Source organism: Spartinivicinus marinus, assembly GCF_026309355.1.
Taxonomy (GTDB): domain Bacteria; phylum Pseudomonadota; class Gammaproteobacteria; order Pseudomonadales; family Zooshikellaceae; genus Spartinivicinus; species Spartinivicinus marinus.
This window is the reverse complement of record NZ_JAPJZK010000001.1, coordinates 1,869,430-1,888,131: the sequence shown is the minus strand read 5'-3', so window position 1 is coordinate 1,888,131 and position 18,702 is coordinate 1,869,430. Positions and strand designations below refer to the sequence as shown.

The window sequence follows — 18,702 nt, the reverse complement described above, 5'->3', positions numbered from 1 at the left end:
TATTAATATGGGAAAGGGAACAAAGTTAAAATTTAAAGTTGCAAAAGTAGAAGAGGCTCAGAGTGAAAGCAAACTTAAACCTTGGAAAATATTGCTAGTCGACGATGATGAAGATGTGCATATTGCAACAAAAATTGCTTTAGGCGGCTTAGTATATAAACAGCGCAGTCTATTATTTATTAGTGCATATACAGCTGAAGAAGCTAAAAAGAAAGTTGAAGAGCATCCTGATATTGCTTTAGCTTTTGTTGATGTTGTAATGGAAACAGAAAGTGCAGGACTTGATTTTGTTGAATGGCTACGCAAGGTACACCAAACCAAAGACATTCGTGTTGTATTAAGGACTGGTCAGCCAGGTCAAGCGCCTGAGAAAAATATTGTTTTAGATTATGGTATTAATGACTACAAGGATAAGTCAGAACTGACCGCTGAAAGACTATTGACATCTACTATAACTGGGCTTCGTGGGTATGATGACATAATGGCAATCAAAAAATTGCTTGCTATTATGGATTGGAATCAAAAGGCTATAGTTTATGCTATGGCTACTTTATGTGAAAGTCGTGACCATCAGTTAGGTTCCCATGTGCAACGAGTGGCTGCAATGAGCAAAGCAATTGCACAAAAGTTGATGGAAATGAGCGCAGAAAATGTAGATGAACATTTTATTGAGTTAGTTGAACTTGCTGCCACCCTTCATGATACAGGTAAAATTGCAATTCCTGACTCTATATTAAATGCACAACGCTCGTTGACAGTTGAAGAGTTTGAAATCGTCAAGACCCACTCAGTGGTGGGATACCAGACCTTAGATGATGCTAGTCATTTTGTGAAAGAGATTGGGCTATTAGGTATGGCCAAGGAGATTGCCCTCTATCATCATGAGCATTGGGATGGCAATGGCTATCCAGATGGATTAACAGGAAAGGCAATTCCGTTACCAGCGAGAATAGTTGCAGTGGCTGATGTATTTGATGCTTTAAGAGCTCAGCGTCCTTATAAACCCCCTTGGCCATTTCAAAGAGCACTCATTAAAGTGAATGAAGAAAGCGGCTCTCATTTTGATCCAATAGTCGTCCGAGCATTCATGGAAGTTGCTGCAGATGTTGACTCCAAACAAATTTATGAAACCTTTAATTAAGTAAATAACAGGTCTAATGCCCCAGCTTACGGTTATTGATCAAATATGGATGCTTATTTGCGCTGCACTTGTTTTTACTATGCAGTTGGGGTTTACTTCGCTTGAAGCTGGTATTACTCGATCAAAAAATACTATTAATGTCGCCATGAAAAACGCGACTGATTTAGTAATATCTGTTGCTGCATTTTGGTTAGTTGGCTACAGCCTGATGTATGGAAATAGTTTTTATGGTTTAGTAGGGCTTGATACATTTGCCTTATATGAGTATGGCAGCTCCAGTGAAATAATTATATTTTTCTTTCAAGCAATGTTCTGTGCTACAGCTGTTACTTTAATGTCAGGAGCAGTGGCTGAGCGCCTTAGATATCGTGGTTTTATTTTTATTGCCATGATCGTTTCATTAGTAATCTATCCTCTATTTGGTCACTGGGCATGGCATATTAATGAAAATTCGCAACAAGGCTGGTTGGCAGCACTGGGTTTTTATGATTATGCTGGTTCAACTGTTGTGCATAGTTTGGGAGGATGGGTTGCACTAGCTGCGGTCATCGTAATTGGGCCTAGGCAACAACGCTTTAATAAAAGTGGAGAAGTTAACCAGTTTTCTTCTCATAATTTAGCTATCTCCCTATTGGGTACATTATTGCTGTGGCTAGGTTGGTTTGGCTTCAATGGGGGAAGTAATTTTACTTTTAATGAGCAGTCAGTTATTGCTGTGGCAAATACATTATTGGGTGGAACAGCGGGTGGTTGTGCTGTTTTGTCTAGTTTATTAAAAAATAAAAATGTAAAAATACACCCAACTATGCTGTTAAATGGTTGTTTAGCAGGATTGGTTTCAGTAACGGCAGGTGCCAATGTACTATCGAGCTGGGGAGCTATTTTTATGGGTGGGATTGGCGGTTATGTCATGATATCCGTCAGTCATTTATTAGTACATATGAAAATTGATGATGCAGTGGATGCTATTGCTGTTCATTTGGGGGCTGGTTGCTGGGGAACATTAGGGTTAGTGTTGATAAGCCCTTTTCAGCCTGCGTTGGCTCATTGGGATACTTTGGAACAGTTTGTAATACAGTGTATAGGCGTTATTGCCTGCGGTATATGGGCATTTGGTGTTTCATTTCTGGCATTGCATGCTATTAATCGATTTACTCCATTAAGGGTAACACCAGTGGCAGAGCGGATGGGGTTGAATATTACTGAACATGGGGCGCCAACAGAGTTGCATGATTTTATGGAATTTCTGCACCAGCAGACTATTCATGAAGACTTATCGTTACGAGCTAATATTGATCCATTTTCAGAGGTTGGTGTTATTGCAGAAAAATACAATCAAGTGTTAGATAAGCTACAGCAAACAGTCACTCAAAGTAATATCATATTACATACTGTGGCGGATCCAATAATAGCCTTTAAACCTGATGATTTAACAGTTGTATCGGTTAATAAAGCGACTAAGCGGCTATTTGGTTATAGTGCAGAAGAAATACTTAATAAACCAATTACTCAGTTAGTTGCTGCAGAAAAAATTAATACTTTGCTTAAGCGCCAGCTAAATACAAAATATGAAGAAATAGAAGGTAGACGAGCTGATGGTAAAAAGTTGTTGTTAGAAGTCAGTCTAGCCAAAACAGCTTTAACTCAAAATAACTATTATACACTCATTTTAAAAGATATTTCAGAACGTAAAGAGCAAGAGTTAAAAGTATTGAATGCTAAACAGCAGGCAGAAAATGCCTTAGAAAAATTGCAAAGCATGCAAAACCATTTAGTACAAACGGAAAAACTGGCAGCATTGGGTCAATTAGTAGCAGGGATTGCTCATGAAGTTAATACTCCATTGGGTATTGCGGTTACAACTGCAAGCCATATTAATGGAGAAATAAATCAGATTATTTCTAATTATAGTAGTGGCGAACTGACAGAAGAAACGTTTAATGAAGGACTAAATAAAATACAAGAGTCAGTTCAACTGTTATTAAAAAATGCAAATAGAGCCTCGCAACTTATTCGTAGCTTTAAAACAGTTGCTGTTGATCAAACTAATGCAGAAAGGAGAGTATTCAAGTTGCAATCCTATCTTGAGGATATACTAGATAGCTTAAAACCTAACTTTAGAAAAACCAATATAATAGCAACTGTTCAATGTGATGATGCTATAGAATTGGATAGTTATCCAGGGTTACTGGCTCAAATTATTACAAATTTATTAATGAACTCTCTAATACATGGTTTTGAGCCTAAGCAGCATGGAAAGATTATACTAGAAGTAAATAGAAAAGGCGCAACACATATAACTTTATTATATAAAGATAATGGTAAAGGAATTGCCTTAGATATAATACCGCATATTTATGAGCCATTTTATACTACCCGACGAGGAAAAGGTGGTAGCGGATTAGGCTTGCATATAGTACATAACTTGGTGGTTGGCCCATTAGGTGGGCAAATAGAAACCTTAACTCCTGACCAGGGAGCGGCATTTTTAATCACGTTACCTATGCATGCGCCTTAAATTAATTTTTTATGATATATTTTTTAAATAAGTAAGTCATCAAACAAGATTTTATGTCAAACAATTGAACGCCTCGCTCTTGAAAAAATTAATATCATATGTTGATGTATTGTAAAAACTATTGACCTTGATTGAAATAATGTGTACTTATAAGGCTATTACATTATAGTTTTAAATATTGAATACGCTTTAAATCATAAAATGTACATATCATCTAAATTAGTAGGGGGTGAATTGTTTGGTGTGGCGTTTGTCGGTTGATAAGTGATTTATACTCTTCGCGAATGATTTTTAGGCTTTGTTACCATCGCTCTTGACCGCCAGGGATTGGTGAAAATGCAGTTAATGCAGGAGCAATTAACTGTCACCCCAGTCATTTAGTTTATCTAAACTCCTGGGGCTTCATCGCTCGGTGGCCTCGCCTAAATAATCCTTCGCTGTGAGTATATACCACTTTATCTTTACACCTAAAAATGATTCATGATGGGTATACTGTTTATAAAAATAAAATTTCGTTGTCTTTGTGAGATTTGATGACTGACTTGTCATTATATAACTCACTATTCAGGTTATTCTAATTAATATCTTTCTACTGTAAATATTGTGTAAAAAAAATTATAAAAATATAAGTATTCATTAATAGCTTGCATAAGACTGGATGGTTATCTGTTTTATATGAAAAAGTGATATATCCAGTAGTGCTGCTGTCAGCTAAGGGTGATGCTGACTTTATATAATCCAGCTAAGGACTTAAAAAATAAGGTGTAAGCCATGAAAAATAAAATGATTAGTCCGTCGAAAAAATGGGTTGCCAGTCTAGCCTTAATAGCAACCTTTCCTGTAGTGTCAGCAAGTTATTCCAATGATTTGCCTGGGTACTTGATTTCTCAAAAACAAGTAGGGCTTATTTCGTATCCAAGTGAAACAGCTAGTCAATTAATGGCTAGTCAAAATTGGGGGTGGCAGTCTGTTTATGCTGATACTGATTTATCGGAAGTGAATTTAGTTATTATTAATTTAGCTGAATATACGAATAGTGATGCAGTAAATATTGCTAAACAGGCTTTTAGAAAGGAAAAAATCCTTATTTTAGATAGCTCTCAAGCAGCTAACTCTGACCAAGTTGCAGAAATTACGTCACAAATTATAGGAATCGGTTTAACTGACCCTATTGTGATTGTTAGGAAGAACAAAAATAGCCCAGAATATAAGTCATTATCTGTTAGTGCCGAGTTAACAGAAGAAGAAATTCAAACACGTTTGATTGAAGAAACAAAAGCGATTATTAAAGAGTGGGATACAAGGGGGCTTCACTCTTCTAGTTCATCTAAGTCCTCACGTGTCCGCCGCTCTGCTGCTTCATATTCATCTCGTTCTTCAAGTTCAACGCCTTATCGACCAGAGGTAACTATTCCATTGGAATTTAGGCATATAGGCTTCAAGTGTCGTGTTGGTAAAGAATTTGATGGCAATGGGTGGTCCAATAGTGCTAATTGGAATGGCACGATTGAGGACGCCTGTAATGGTGAGGCGAGTGTTTCATTATTTTATAATTTAGATTTTATCCGCTCAGTTCCATTTAATGGTGGCGGAGATCAAAATGCAGATAATGCTAAGTATGTGCGTGTTACATTAAATCCCGGTGGTGGTGAAACAGGTGGTTCTGCCAGTGGTGGTGCAGGGTGGCATCTTGTTGATAAGCCCTCTCACAAGCATACTTGGTTTGAAAGTTGGACTAACCGACTAACTTGGTTTGGTCCTATTGCGATGGATTATGCGGTTGAAATTACCACCAATGACTCAGATGTCCACTTGTTCAATACTATTCCCAATAATAAACCTAAAGAGAGTGAAATTCGTGAAGTGTCGGGTTTTACCGTGGGAGTTGAAGCGGGTGGCAAGGCTGAAGTAGGAGAAAAAGGGCCAACCGTAGGGGTTGAAGCTAAGGGAAGCTTTAGTTACAACAGTCAGCGCTGGGTCACTTATAAGGCTCACGAATATACTGTTGAAAATCATTCTAGAGCAGGGGCTCAAGACCGTGCGAAATGGCTGTGGGATCGGAAATTCAGTGAAGACAGCAAAAACTGGCGTACTAATGATACTTGTGCGCTATGGTGTAGTGACTGGTTTTTTAAAGATACTGCCTTCAGTGCGGCCTCTTACGCTAATTATAAGCCAGGCTTTAGCGCCACATTTCAGGCTCCATCCAATAAGTCAGGAGAATCTACTTTTACTATCAGCAATAAAGTCACTGTGGCTGCATTAGGTGGACGAGTGCAGTATATGATTTGGTACCAAGGCTATACTCCGTGGTCATACAATGGCACCACTTATACCTTTAATAAAAATTTCCGAGTTAATTGGGATGCGCCAGTATTTGAGCCAGAAGTGAATGTTTCAATAGAAGCATTTCGCAAAGATAGCCCACAAGGGATTTGTTTAGATGTTGAGGGCAACTCAATTGCAGAGGGTGCTAGCGTGATTGGCTACAGCTGCCAGTATAGCAATAATCAACTGTGGGGGCTGGATAATTACCAGCGCTATAGATCTCGTGTGGCTAAAAATCGCTGCCTAACTGCTGAAAGTGATAATGCCGTTACGGTACGTAATTGTACCTCTGCAGCTAATCAAAAATGGCGCTGGGAAGGTGATTACCTAGTTAATGAATTAGGGAAATATTTAGGTATAGTTAATGGTGAAGTGAAAATGACAAATAATGCTGATGATTATCGTGATTGGCGCAATTATGTAAGGAATATTGAAGCAGATAAAATATTGACTGTTTTAAATTAAAATATATTTTATAAATTATGGAGTAACTTGGAAGTATTTTTATGAGTTGCTCTATATCATGATTGTTCGAAATTTATACGTGATTCCTTGTTGGCTGTTAATGCAACTCAAAATGAGAGCTGAGAGCAAACTCATTACTGTGCAAAAAATACTCGACGCTTAAGTGAAGATAGCGTATTATTGCCGCCTTGTATTTGCACAGTAGTGTAGTTGGTGAAGTAGTCTAGTTAGGTGTTGTAATCATGTTGTTTGCAGTAGACAAGGCTTTTTGTATAAGCATAAAAGAAAGAACAGATAGGCAAAAAATTGCAAAGGAAAACCTTGCTAAGTTAGAAACATCCTTAGAGTTTTGGCTAGTCGATAAAGACGTCGAAAACCCTGAGAGGGGCTGCTATAACTCTCATCGTGATATTGCAAAATATGCGCTAGAAAATAATTATGAGAGAGTTTTAATTTTTGAAGATGATGTAATGTTTCATCGGATTCCTAGTGCTAGAGAATTAAAGCGATTCAATCAGTTTCTTAAGTCTAACCGTGGCGATATTTTTTATTTAGGCGCATTACTAGGACGGATGTGGCTAACCCCTAAATTAGGGATTGCCAGATGCAGTGCTTTTTGTACACACTCTTATATACTGAATAAAAGCGGCATGGAAAAACTAGTCGATACCCCTTATGATGGAACTGCAGTAGATCTTGTATATAAGCGTAAGCTTGACTCTTATTTAGCTTTTCCAATGCTTACTTCACAATTACCTTATGATGTTGCATCAAGTGATATATCTACCCATCGTAATGATAATGTTGTGTTCACTGATGACAGTTGGGAAGTAAATAAACGTTATCAATACTGGTCTGCATTAAAGAATTTTAAGTATACCTTGCTTAATCGATCAAATTGCCGCCGTTAGCCTTCTTTAGGCTTTGTTATCTTCATTCTTCACCCCAGTCATTTAGTTTACCTAAACTCCTGGGGCTTCATCACTCGGTGGCTTCGCCTAAACAATCTTTCGCTGTGAGTATATACCACTTTATTTTTACACCTAAAAATGATTCATGATGGGTATATGTAAGAAATATTGAAGCAGATAAAATATTAACTGTTTTAAATTAGCGAAATACTATTTTGCAATTGGTTTATCGCTTAATCGGCATCACCCATGTTGATGCCTGATTTTGTATGACTGGTTAAAATATTGCTTCAGTTAAGCTGTCACAGGGTTTGATTGAGACAGTGGTGTTTAAAGGATTATAGGTTTTAAACACCACAACATTTTTTATACTTTTTACTACTTTGACAAGGACAGGGGTCGTTACGGTTTGCTTTTTTGGTGCTAACTGCACTGCTTTGCTTGTTTTGTAGGATTTCTAAATCACGGATATTTTCATCTTGTTCTGGGTCAACCTTGATGACACTAACCCAGCCATTGTCAGCAAAGACAGTAGCTAGTTCCTGTTTACGTTCTTCTGTTTGTACAGTGATTTGAGCAGGTGCTTTGTCTGTGCCTAGGCGTACGATTTTGTTAGCTTTAAAGCTAGCGTTATTGTGCTCGGACTTTTTCAAGGGAAGATTTTTATAAGGATATCTTGACATGGGTTACAACCTTTCTATTGATGTATCTGTATATTAGTTAATCTTTAAAAGTGTTATCTTATCTGTTCTGTTGCTAGTAGGACAACCAAAGCCTACTAGTTGAGTAGGCTTTGGTTGTTATTATTGTTTAGCATCAGCTTTAAAAATCGCCCGGTGTGGGATTTTTTAGCCTTAGCCACTTCTTCTGGGGTACCAGTCGCGATAATTTCACCGCCACCATCACCACCTTCTGGGCCTAAGTCGATAATCCAGTCTGCTGTTTTAATAACATCTAAGTTATGCTCGATCACCACGATGGTGTTGCCATGATCGCGCAGGCGATGTAAGACAGTTAATAATTGTTTAATATCATGAAAATGTAGGCCAGTGGTGGGCTCATCCAGGATATACAGGGTTTGTCCAGTATCTCGTTTCGACAGCTCTTTCGCTAGTTTAACCCGTTGTGCTTCACCGCCAGAAAGGGTAGTAGCATTTTGTCCCAGGTGAATATACGAAAGCCCAACATCCATTAAGGTTTGTAATTTCCGATTAACTGCTGGAATGGCCTCAAAAAATACTAAGGCTTCTTCAACAGTCATTTCTAGTACTTCATGAATACTTTTGCCTTTGTATTTAACTTCCAGGGTTTCGCGGTTATAGCGCTTGCCTTTACACACATCACAAGGCACATACACATCAGGCAAGAAATGCATTTCTACTTTAATGACGCCATCACCCTGACAGGCTTCGCAGCGGCCGCCTTTTACATTAAAGCTGAATCGGCCTACTTTATAACCCCTAGATCGAGCTTCTTGGGTGCCTGCAAATAGCTCACGAATAGCCGTAAATATGCCAGTATAAGTCGCAGGGTTGGAGCGGGGGGTGCGTCCAATCGGGCTTTGGTCGATATCGATACATTTATCAAAGTGCTTTAAACCACTGACCCGTTTATAGGCTGCAGGCGTTAAAGTGGTGGCTTTATTTAATTCAGTAGCGGCGATTGGATAAAGGGTGCCATTAATTAGAGTGGATTTACCAGAACCAGATACCCCAGTCACACAAGTAAATAAACCGAAGGGGATTTCTAGATTCACATTCTTCAGGTTATTACCTGTGGCGCCAACTATTTTCAGCAATTTTTTGCTATCAACTGGTGTGCGTTGGCTGGGTACTTCAATGGCTTCTTTGCCAGATAAGTAACGTCCTGTTAATGAAAAATTATTTTTCATTACTGTTGCTGGCGTGCCTTCAGCAATAATTTGGCCTCCATGGATACCTGCACCAGGGCCAATATCAATGACATGATCAGCAGTGCGGATGGCATCTTCGTCATGTTCTACCACAATAACCGTATTGCCTAAATCCCGTAGGCGGGTCAAGGTGTTGAGCAGGCGATCATTATCCCGTTGGTGTAGACCGATAGAAGGCTCATCCAGAATATACATAACCCCAACTAAACCAGCCCCAATTTGGCTAGCAAGGCGAATTCGTTGTGCCTCACCGCCGGATAAGGTTTCGGCACTTCTATCCAAGGTTAAATAGTTAAGGCCAACATTGACTAAAAAATGCAGTCGTTCGCGAATTTCTTTTAAAATTTTATCGGCAATTTCACCCTTACGGCCAGGTAGTGCTAATTGTTCAAAATAGGCTAAGGCATTGCCCACGGGTAATTGAGAAATATCTGGCAGGGTGTTTTCTTCAACATATACGTTACGTGCGGCTTCTTTTAAGCGGCTACCGTTACAGTCTGGGCATGGTTGGGTATTTAAGTATTTTGCTAATTCTTCCCTAACGCTTTGCGAGTCGGTATCACGATAACGGCGCTCCATATTGGGTAAAATCCCTTCAAAACGGTGGGATTTTTTTATGGTCATGCCACGGTCATTAACATAATTAAAGTTAATATGTTCATCACCACTACCATGTAAAATAACCTGGCGGTGTTTTTTAGCCAGCTTACAAAAAGGCGTATCAATATCAAAACCATAGTGCTTGGCTAGCGAAGTGAGCATTTGAAAGTAATACACATTGCGTCTGTCCCAGCCGCGAATAGCACCTTCCGCAAGGGTTAGTTCATCGCTGGTGATGACTTTTGTTTCATCAAAAAACTGTCGGGCACCTAAACCGTCGCAGGTAGGGCAGGCACCTGCTGGGTTGTTAAAGGAAAACAGACGGGGCTCTAGCTCATTAATACTGTAACCACATTCTGGGCAGGCAAATCGTGCTGAAAAGATTAAATCATCCTGCTCGCCATCCATAAAAGCGACTTCAGCTACACCATCGGTTAGATGAATTGCGGCTTCGAATGACTCTGCCAGTCGTAATTGCAGATCATCCCGCACTTTAAATCGATCCACGACGACTTCAATGGTGTGTTTTTTGGTTTTGGCCAGCTTGGGTACATCATCTAAATCAGTAACAATTCCATCAACTCTAGCTCGCACAAACCCTTGGCTTTTTAGCTCGCTAATAATATGCAGGTGCTCCCCTTTGCGGTCTTTCACCACAGGCGCTAACAGCATTAACTTGGTGCCTTCTGGCAGGGTCAATACCTGGTCAACCATTTGCGAAATGGTTTGGGCTTCTAACGGTTGCTGATGGGTTGGGCAGCGAGGGGTGCCTGCTCTGGCAAACAATAGCCGAAGATAGTCGTATATTTCGGTGATTGTCCCTACAGTAGACCGGGGGTTATGGGAGGTTGATTTTTGCTCAATAGAAATGGCTGGTGATAAACCTTCAATATGGTCGACATCAGGCTTATCCATCATGGACAAAAACTGTCGGGCATAAGTGGATAATGACTCCACATAGCGCCGCTGACCTTCTGCATACAATGTATCAAAAGCTAACGAAGACTTGCCAGAGCCAGACAGGCCTGTGATAACAATTAACTTATCACGGGGTATTTCTAAGTTAATGTTCTTTAAGTTGTGAGTGCGGGCGCCACGAACCAGTATTTTATCCACAACAGCATCCCTTACGGTGGGTGAATGAAAAGGAATCGATTATATATGAACAACCAAATAGATGCAGGACCCTGAAAGCTCCTGTCATATACACCACTAACGCTTGAAGTAACAAACCTGATAAAATTTATTCTTTTTCAGTGAAGTGCGAATGAGGGTTCAATGAATTTGAGTGGCATGACACATCATGAGCGGAAAGCCTCTTTGTGTCTGGCATCTATTTTTGCCATGAGAATGCTTGGCTTATTTATGGTGCTGCCTGTATTGGCAATTTATGGCACTGAGCTAATTGGAGCAACGCCTGCATTAATTGGGTTAGCCATAGGTGCTTATGGATTTACCCAGGCTTGCTTGCAAATTCCATTTGGTATGTGGTCGGATCGGCTGGGAAGAAAGCCCGTAATCATTATCGGTTTACTACTGTTTATTGCTGGCAGTGTATTAGCAGCTATGGCTAATGATATTTATCAAGTGATTCTTGGCCGCTGCCTGCAGGGGGCGGGTGCTATCGCCAGTACCATTATGGCAATGGCGGCGGATTTAACCCGAGAAGAGCAGCGTACTAAAGCCATGGCAATGATAGGCATCAGTATTGGTTTAGCCTTTTGCTTAGCAATGGTGCTGGGTCCATTGGTAACGGATATTTACGGCTTAAGTGGTTTATTTTACTTAACAGCGGCATTGTCAGTTGTGGCTCTGGCGCTGGTTTGGATATTGCCTACGCCAGTAGAGCAAAAACGACATCGAGAGGCCAATACCGTATTGGGCCAAATAGGCCAAGTGCTTCGAAATGGTAGTTTGTTGCGATTAGATATTGGGGTATTTGCTTTACATTTTGTGCTGATGGGAGCGTTTGTTGTAGTCCCTGTCATTTTAGAGGAGCAAGCGGGGCTATCTCGACATCAGCATTGGTGGGTCTATTTAATTACCCTAGTGTTTTCTTTTATAGCGATGGTGCCGTTTATTATTGTAGGCGAAGCCAAGCGTAAGATGAAAGAAATAAAGCTAGGGGCTATTGTCCTGCTAGCAGTGGCAGTGATATTGCTTTACTTCAACCAGCAGTCAGTAACTGGTTTAGTAGTAAGCTTGTTTGCTTTCTTTATGGCGTTTAACTGGCTAGAAGCCTCATTGCCATCGTTGGTGAGCAAAATTGCTCCTGCAGGTAGTCGTGGTACTGCTATGGGAGTGTTTTCTACCTCTCAGTTTTTAGGGGCAGCCATTGGGGCATCAAGCAGTGGTTGGGTATACCAAACCTGGGGTATGTTAGGATTAACTCTATTAGCAGTCAGTATTCTGGTATTATGGTGGGTTGCTTCGGTCACTATGCAGCAGCCGCCTTATTTGAACAGTATTATGCTGGATTTGACTCAGGTGGATCAGGTTTCACCTGTTGACCTGTCTAACACATTAGCAGCAGTAAGAGGGGTGGAAGATGTGGTGGTCATCCCTGAAGAGCAGGCAGCCTACTTGAAGGTTGATAAAAAGGCATTGGATACCCAAGCCTTGCAAGCATACGGTTTTGGCGTATAACGACAGATTGAGGAGAGAAATATGCGTGGCGTGAATAAAGTAATTTTAGTCGGTAATCTGGGTGCTGATCCAGAAGTCCGTTATATGCCTAACGGAAATGCAGTCACCAATATCAGTGTGGCTACCAGCGAACAATGGAAAGACAAGCAAACCGGCCAGCCACAAACCCGCACTGAATGGCATCGGGTGGTGCTGTTTGGAAAGATTGCTGAAATAGCAGGGCAATATCTGCGCAAAGGCTCTAAAGTCTATTTAGAGGGTAAACTACAAACCCGTAAATGGCAGGCACAAGACGGCCAAGATCGATACACGACAGAAATCGTGGTAGATATGAATGGCCAAATGCAAATGCTAGATGCTCGCCAAGATGGCAGCGCCCCAATGGGTAATGCAGGTTACGGAGCACCACAGCAGCAGCCTCAAGGTCAGCCTGGCATGATGGGCCAGCAGCCACCACAAAACCAAGGCTATCAACAACCCGCTCAACCACAGCAAGGTGGAATGCCCAACAACAACTTTGGTGGCCAACCAGCACCGGCTCAACAACCAGCGCCAGCTCAGCCAGCTAATAACCCAGCACCAAGCGGAGCACCAGCTGGTGGCTTTGATGATTTTGATGATGATATTCCGTTTTGAGTTATACCTTAAGTGTTTATGTAAAAGGGGCCGAAAGGCTCCTTTTTAGTTTGGAAAGGCAGGCATAGTTTGTTAGGGGGAGTAAAATGTTTAGATCATTAAAGTGGCAGCTAAGCACGATATTTATTTTGAAATATCAAAAATACTCGCAATGAATAAATTAGTTATTTTGCTCGTTTTATCTTGTTTATTCACTGGATGTTCATCTATTGGGTTTCGAATATCAGGGTTAAATAAAGAGTATGTTAAAGCACCTATTTATCCAGGAGTACAGATAGTTTTTAAAAAGTTATCAGGTGGGCCTGGCTCTAGTGTACATGCCCATCTCCCTGATTTTGTCGGCTGGCTGTTTTACCCATTTGATATAATTAACCTTCCTTTATCATTTGTAGTAGATACAGTTTGTTTGCCTTATGATGTAATCACTTCCTAGTGAGTGGTTATGGATTGCCAGTAAGATAACGTTTACAGTGAATGAAGGAAAAATAGTTAATGCACTATATTAACCAGCTATTGCAGTTTTGGATAGAGACTGACTGGTACTTTGCTCTATTGATGTCAATAATGGTAAACATTGTTGTATTCGTTTCTACTGCTGCTATTTTGGATTATGCAATTGCTGGATTAATCAGTAAATATAAGGTTGGAGGCTATATTGATGACCGTCCTTTGAAGCTCAATCAAAAAAAGATGGAAATCAAGAATGGCGTAGTTGCTTGTGTTATCTTTGGTGTTGGTAGTTTAATAACACGGGAATTATTCAACCAAGTTTGGCCTATTAGTTTTGTTAGCCTATTGATTCAGTTAGCAGCGTTCATGGTTTTTTATGAGAGCTATTCTTATTTTATTCATCGGCTATTACACACCAAGCCGTTTTTAAAAATACACGGTGTTCATCATAAATCGGTGCGAGTAACGCCTTGGAGTGCATATAGTGTACACCCTGTTGAGGCGATATTTATTGCAATGAGTGCCCCTATATTTATGAGTGTATTTCCACTCAGTTTGGGCGTTGCTTTAATTTTACATATATTCGGAATGATGTTCACTATCCTTATTCACTCGAATTACAATTTAATAATAAATAATACTATTTTAGGGAAAATCAGTGATTCTCCGCAGTATCATTCTGTACATCATTTATTGGGTAATGTTAATTTTGGGTTTGTGAATTCCTTTTGGGATAGATGCTTTAAGACACGCTTTTAATGACTAATGGCTGTTAAAGGTATATGGGGTAGTATTATAGGAGTGCCTTGATTATACACATGGACTGAAATTATACCTCTGGGGCTATTGCTGCTTAAAAGTGTCTACAGTATTGATATCCAACAAGCAATAAAAAAAGGATATCTGACAATTGAAACTACAAAATCAATTGATCAAAACTTAAGAAAACTAGCTATGGGGCGTATTGATTTGGTTTCATTAAATTATGATGTTGGAATCACTGTATCTAATGATACTTTATCAAAAGAAGAGAGAGGAAAAATACTTCCTCATCCTGATCCGTTACGAGTATCTCTCTACCGCCTTCTTTTGAATAAAAAGAATAAAGAGCGTAGTTTAAAGCTGTTGGATAAGTTTAATACTGGGTTATATCTTCTAAATAAAGAAAATAAAATTAAGGAAATGTTAGATGCGTCAAAGAGGGGGAGTATGAAACTTAGTGAATCATGAGTGTGTTAGTTTAATTAAAGGAGATGCTATATGAGCAAGCAGTTTCTTATGATCTCAAGAAGTATCAGGGTTGTACAATTCTTGGATATGATTTTAGGGGGAGTTTGGGTGAACAGGTTGATGGCTCTTTAAAGAAAGAAACAAAGGACCACAAAGCATTACTTTCCATGGTGCTTTCAAAACAGTATCCTCATGTTTTAGAGTTGAGGCGTATTTTGGTACAAGGCATGACGAATTTGTTCATTTCTGGAAAGTTTAAACCTATGATGGAGAAGTATGGGCTGATTGCTCACTGATCCCGTCATGAATTATTTAACCCTTCCTTAACCCTTTTCACTATAAAGTCATTTCAGAAATAACAGGGTTTTGGGCCTATTCTGTGCAAAGAGCCTGTTAAGGTTTTAAAATAACGCAAACTAATGTAGGTGTCTGTTTGCTCTGATATGAGAAATAGTGAAAAAGCATGTTAACTGTATTACTAGTAGAAGATGATCGGGATTTAGCCGATACCGTGATTCAGTATTTAGAGCTGGAAAACATTCGTTGTGATTATGCCAGCAATGGTATAGCAGGGCTTGAGCTTGTTTCGCAAAACCACTACGACGCCTTATTATTGGATCTTAATTTACCCCGGTTAGATGGTTTGGCTGTTTGTCAGCGTGTGCGGGCCTCGGGAGATGATACCCCGGTCTTAATGTTGACTGCCCGAGATAAAATCAGTGACAAGTTATTAGGCTTTGATGCAGGTACTGATGATTATCTGGTAAAGCCTTTTGCCATTCAGGAGTTGGTGGTAAGGGTGCGTGCATTAGCCAAACGGCGAAGTGGACAAGTGCGTATGCTGAGTTGTGGCGATTTACAAATGGACCTCACCACCAAAACCCTTACACGTCAGGGGCTACCTATTAAGCTATCACCCACTTGCTGGACCTTGTTGGAAACTTTATTACGTGCATCGCCATCAGTTGTTTCTCGTCAGCAATTGGAGCAAGCGCTGTGGGGGGATGAAATACCCGACAGTAATAGCCTTAAAGTACATTTATTTCACTTGCGCAAAGCCATTGATATGCCCTTTGATACACCTTTACTACACACGATTGCTCGGCAAGGGTTTGCAATCAAAGCAGATAATGGTTAGGTAGCAAAATGAAACGGGGACTTAGTTTAAAGTGGCTGGTAGTGTTAGCTTTTCTAGTACAAGGGTTAATTCTGGTTGTAGGCTATTCGTTTCTTACCGCTCGTTATTTAATCGAGGGCATGGATAATATCGTAGCTGATAATATGGAACAAATAGCCCGTCATTACTTCAAGCAAACAAGTCAAACAGGCTCAAAAGAAGTTAGACGATTTAATAACTACTTGTTTTCTTACCATTGGGAAGAACAGCCTGAAGAGGTAAAAAAACAATTCAAGCGGCACGAAGTGCAACCCAACCAGCTGTATAAATCACATCTAGATGAAAATGATGGCCGACCTAGGGTCACTTTTCTATTACATCTTATAGAGCAAGGTCGAAAAATATACATCTCTTTCAGTATTTCTAGGCACACTACGTCCGCGTTAACTATTAAGAATATTAGCAGTGACTTCCAAGCATTGATTATTATTAGCGTGTTGAGTGCATTTTCTCTGGCGCTGGTCATTTGGCTATTAAGCTGGCGAATAGGGCAGCCTATAGCCCGTCTTGGGCAATGGGCTCGTACACTTGCTACTGATAGGCTTAATCAGTCTACTCCCGATTTTAGTTACCCTGAACTTAATGCCTTTGCTGAATTAATTCGCTCCAATTTAAAGTCAGTGCAAGAAAGCACAGAGCGTGAGCAACGGCTTCTTCGTCATACCAGCCATGAACTTCGTACCCCCATTACAACAATTTGCAGCAACGTAGAGTTACTCAAAAAACTGGATGCACAGAAAAACCAACAGCATTATGAGGCGGCTATATGTCGCATTGATCGAGCCAGCCTTACCATGAAATACCTAACTGAAACCTTGTTATGGTTACATCATGACCGAGCTGATGAGCTACCAATGACAGAATGCCGGCTTGATGAAATTATTCAACACCTGGTGGACGATATGCGTTATTTATTGTCGTCAAAACAAGTCAGTGTTCATATAGAAACTCAGCCTTATACCCTGTATTTGCCAGAGGCAGCCGCTCGTATTGTACTGGGTAATCTTATTCGTAATGCCTTTCAGCATACCTGGGAGGGGCAAGTAAATATTCTGCAAAATCAAGGTATGGTGCAGATTACTAATGAGCAAAGTGCAGAAACAGAAAAGGAAGATCTTGGCTTTGGCTTAGGCTTGGAGTTAACAAATCGGCTGTGTCAGCGGTTAGGTTGGCACTACCAAAATGAGCAAAAGGGGAATGGCCACTTTGTCACCCTAGTTTTTCCTGACCCCATTTAAAAATGAGGCGCCAATAAAAACTTATGTTTTAATCTTTTTTAACCCTTCTTTAACCCACATTTTTGTAAAGTTTTGCCATAAGCCTGAAAAACCGTGTTAAAAGGTTTTTCTTGTATTAGTAGTCATGCAAGGTTGATAAGTATAACTCCTTAGTTGAGCTATTTAGCAGCCAACCTTGCACTATTTTTCTTTATTTTACAGAAGATATTACTCATGCCTTTTAGTTTTTTTACTGGTTTCGGCATTCGCCGCCAACTGCTTTTTTTGTCTCTGTTTCTACTTGGATTAAGCGGTTGCTCAAAACAGGATTCATCATCAGCGGCTGGGCCAGCCTCAATGCCTGCCACTGAAGTGAGCGTAGTCACCTTGGCTGCTGAGCCTCATGTTGTCACCGTTGAACTGCCTGGTCGTACTAAGGCTTACCAAATGTCGGATGTTCGCCCACAAGTGGGTGGCATTTTGCAAAAGCGTTTATTCAAGGAAGGGCAGGATGTTGAGGCAGGCCAGGTGCTTTATCAAATAAACCCTGCTACCTATCAAGCAACCTATGACAATGCCAAAGCAAAGCTGGTTCAGGCAAAAGCAGCAGTGCAATCAGCCCAGCCGAAGGCGGAGCGTTATCAACGCTTGGCCAAAATAGGCGGGGTGAGCAAGCAGGATAAAGATGAGGCAGTTGCCACCTTAAGAGAGGCTCAAGCAGCCGTGGTAGCCTATGAAGCTGAGCTAAAAACAGCAGAAATCAACCTAGAGTATGCCCAAATCAAGGCACCTATCTCTGGTCGCATTGGTAAGTCGGCGGCAACGCCTGGTGCATTGGTTACTGCGGACCAGACAAGTGCACTGACCACCATCAACCAGTTAGACCCCATTAATGTTGACCTGAGTTTTTCCAGTGTTGAAGGACTGAAGTTAAGGCGTCAACTGGAATCTGGCCAACTGAAAAAAGAAGAAAAGGTTCAAGTGAAGCTAACGCTGGAGGATGGCACTGCCTATAGCGAAACCGGCACCCTGGAATTTGTGGGTAACTCAGTTGAAGAAACTACCGGAACCATGGAGTTAAGAGCTGTTATTGCTAACCCGAAATACCAGCTGTTACCGGGTATGTACGTCGATGCCACTTTGTATGTGGGGGTTGATGAGCAAGCGTTATTGGTACCGATGCAGGCAGTCACTCGTAACGCTAAAGGTGAAGCAACTGTATGGGTGGTTTCTGCTAACGATAAGGTAGAACAGCGGGTGGTGGAAACCAGTAAAGCAGTGAAAGACAAGTGGCTAGTTAGCTCTGGCCTGAAATCTGGTGAGCGCGTGATTGTGGAAGGTGTACACAAGGTAAGAACAGGGCAGGTGGTTAAAGCAGAAGAGTTTCAGCAAGACCTGAAGGCAGTTAAAAGCAAGGCAGTTGTGTCGAACAACTCTAGTAGCGAAAGCTTGACGCTTTAGGAGGGAAGTC

15 protein-coding genes are annotated in these 18,702 nt (G+C 40.6%); 13 read left to right on the top strand and 2 right to left on the bottom strand.

Features of this window, described 5'->3' with window-relative positions; translation table 11 throughout:
• The first annotated feature begins 7 nt into the window (after window positions 1-7).
• The 4 genes from OQE68_RS08510 (at window position 8) to OQE68_RS08495 (ending at window position 7,363) form a co-directional block, all read left to right on the top strand.
• Entirely contained in the window at window positions 8-1,141 is a 1,134-nt protein-coding gene (locus tag OQE68_RS08510; RefSeq protein WP_180570480.1) for an HD-GYP domain-containing protein, read from the top strand.
• Window positions 1,142-1,157: 16 nt separating this feature from the next.
• On the top strand, window positions 1,158-3,659 hold the full coding sequence (gene amt, locus OQE68_RS08505; RefSeq protein ID WP_180570479.1) for an ammonium transporter: 2,502 nt from the start codon (window positions 1,158-1,160) through the stop codon (window positions 3,657-3,659).
• 771 nt (window positions 3,660-4,430) lie between these two features.
• Window positions 4,431-6,452: a leukocidin family pore-forming toxin gene (locus OQE68_RS08500; RefSeq protein WP_180569348.1), complete on the top strand. Its 2,022-nt coding sequence runs from the start codon at window positions 4,431-4,433 to the stop codon at window positions 6,450-6,452.
• A 242-nt stretch (window positions 6,453-6,694) separates the two neighbouring features.
• On the top strand, window positions 6,695-7,363 hold the full coding sequence (locus OQE68_RS08495; RefSeq protein WP_180569349.1) for a glycosyltransferase family 25 protein: 669 nt from the start codon (window positions 6,695-6,697) through the stop codon (window positions 7,361-7,363).
• Window positions 7,364-7,710: 347 nt separating this feature from the next.
• Here the strand turns inward: OQE68_RS08495 and OQE68_RS08490 are convergent, their stop codons facing one another.
• Both OQE68_RS08490 and uvrA read right to left on the bottom strand, forming a co-directional pair.
• A complete protein-coding gene (locus tag OQE68_RS08490) occupies window positions 7,711-8,046 on the bottom strand; it encodes a PBPRA1643 family SWIM/SEC-C metal-binding motif protein (protein ID WP_180569350.1) in 336 nt (111 codons plus the stop codon).
• A 95-nt stretch (window positions 8,047-8,141) separates the two neighbouring features.
• Complete coding sequence (uvrA, locus tag OQE68_RS08485) at window positions 8,142-10,991, bottom strand: excinuclease ABC subunit UvrA (RefSeq protein ID WP_180569351.1); 2,850 nt, start codon at window positions 10,989-10,991, stop codon at window positions 8,142-8,144.
• Between the two features lie 162 nt (window positions 10,992-11,153).
• On the opposite strand from uvrA, the gene OQE68_RS08480 reads away from it, so the two are divergent.
• The 9 genes from OQE68_RS08480 (at window position 11,154) to OQE68_RS08440 (ending at window position 18,692) form a co-directional block, all read left to right on the top strand.
• Window positions 11,154-12,521 carry an MFS transporter gene (locus OQE68_RS08480; RefSeq protein WP_180569352.1) on the top strand — a complete coding sequence of 456 codons (1,368 nt, stop codon included), beginning with the start codon at window positions 11,154-11,156 and terminating at the stop codon, window positions 12,519-12,521.
• A gap of 21 nt (window positions 12,522-12,542) precedes the next feature.
• The gene (ssb, locus tag OQE68_RS08475; RefSeq protein WP_180569353.1) at window positions 12,543-13,157 is read left to right on the top strand and encodes a single-stranded DNA-binding protein; all 615 of its coding nucleotides are present in this window, start codon (window positions 12,543-12,545) and stop codon (window positions 13,155-13,157) included.
• Between the two features lie 151 nt (window positions 13,158-13,308).
• Window positions 13,309-13,590 carry a YceK/YidQ family lipoprotein gene (locus OQE68_RS08470; RefSeq protein WP_180569354.1) on the top strand — a complete coding sequence of 94 codons (282 nt, stop codon included), beginning with the start codon at window positions 13,309-13,311 and terminating at the stop codon, window positions 13,588-13,590.
• Window positions 13,591-13,649: 59 nt separating this feature from the next.
• Window positions 13,650-14,366 carry a sterol desaturase family protein gene (locus OQE68_RS08465; RefSeq protein ID WP_180569355.1) on the top strand — a complete coding sequence of 239 codons (717 nt, stop codon included), beginning with the start codon at window positions 13,650-13,652 and terminating at the stop codon, window positions 14,364-14,366.
• 87 nt (window positions 14,367-14,453) lie between these two features.
• Entirely contained in the window at window positions 14,454-14,837 is a 384-nt protein-coding gene (locus OQE68_RS08460; RefSeq protein ID WP_180569356.1) for a type 2 periplasmic-binding domain-containing protein, read from the top strand.
• Window positions 14,838-14,860: 23 nt separating this feature from the next.
• Entirely contained in the window at window positions 14,861-15,133 is a 273-nt protein-coding gene (locus OQE68_RS08455; protein ID WP_180569357.1) for a hypothetical protein, read from the top strand.
• 167 nt (window positions 15,134-15,300) lie between these two features.
• Entirely contained in the window at window positions 15,301-15,975 is a 675-nt protein-coding gene (locus OQE68_RS08450; protein WP_180569358.1) for a response regulator transcription factor, read from the top strand.
• 8 nt (window positions 15,976-15,983) lie between these two features.
• Window positions 15,984-17,252, top strand: coding sequence for a sensor histidine kinase (locus tag OQE68_RS08445; RefSeq protein ID WP_180569359.1), 1,269 nt, complete (start codon window positions 15,984-15,986; stop codon window positions 17,250-17,252).
• Window positions 17,253-17,465: 213 nt separating this feature from the next.
• Entirely contained in the window at window positions 17,466-18,692 is a 1,227-nt protein-coding gene (locus OQE68_RS08440; RefSeq protein ID WP_180569360.1) for an efflux RND transporter periplasmic adaptor subunit, read from the top strand.
• Window positions 18,693-18,702: the final 10 nt, after the last annotated feature.

Bases quoted from the DNA above. Each gene is read 5' to 3' on its own strand.
- OQE68_RS08440 (WP_180569360.1), top strand. From the start codon at position 17,466: ATGCCTTTTAGTTTTTTTACTGGTTTCGGCATTCGCCGCCAACTGCTT.
- OQE68_RS08445 (WP_180569359.1), top strand. From the start codon at position 15,984: ATGAAACGGGGACTTAGTTTAAAGTGGCTGGTAGTGTTAGCTTTTCTA.
- OQE68_RS08480 (WP_180569352.1), top strand. From the start codon at position 11,154: ATGAATTTGAGTGGCATGACACATCATGAGCGGAAAGCCTCTTTGTGT.
- OQE68_RS08470 (WP_180569354.1), top strand. From the start codon at position 13,309: ATGAATAAATTAGTTATTTTGCTCGTTTTATCTTGTTTATTCACTGGA.
- OQE68_RS08495 (WP_180569349.1), top strand. From the start codon at position 6,695: ATGTTGTTTGCAGTAGACAAGGCTTTTTGTATAAGCATAAAAGAAAGA.
- amt (WP_180570479.1), top strand. From the start codon at position 1,158: ATGCCCCAGCTTACGGTTATTGATCAAATATGGATGCTTATTTGCGCT.
- OQE68_RS08510 (WP_180570480.1), top strand. From the start codon at position 8: ATGGGAAAGGGAACAAAGTTAAAATTTAAAGTTGCAAAAGTAGAAGAG.
- ssb (WP_180569353.1), top strand. From the start codon at position 12,543: ATGCGTGGCGTGAATAAAGTAATTTTAGTCGGTAATCTGGGTGCTGAT.
- OQE68_RS08490 (WP_180569350.1), bottom strand. From the start codon at position 8,046: ATGTCAAGATATCCTTATAAAAATCTTCCCTTGAAAAAGTCCGAGCAC.
- OQE68_RS08455 (WP_180569357.1), top strand. From the start codon at position 14,861: ATGCTATATGAGCAAGCAGTTTCTTATGATCTCAAGAAGTATCAGGGT.
- OQE68_RS08500 (WP_180569348.1), top strand. From the start codon at position 4,431: ATGAAAAATAAAATGATTAGTCCGTCGAAAAAATGGGTTGCCAGTCTA.
- OQE68_RS08450 (WP_180569358.1), top strand. From the start codon at position 15,301: ATGTTAACTGTATTACTAGTAGAAGATGATCGGGATTTAGCCGATACC.
- OQE68_RS08465 (WP_180569355.1), top strand. From the start codon at position 13,650: ATGCACTATATTAACCAGCTATTGCAGTTTTGGATAGAGACTGACTGG.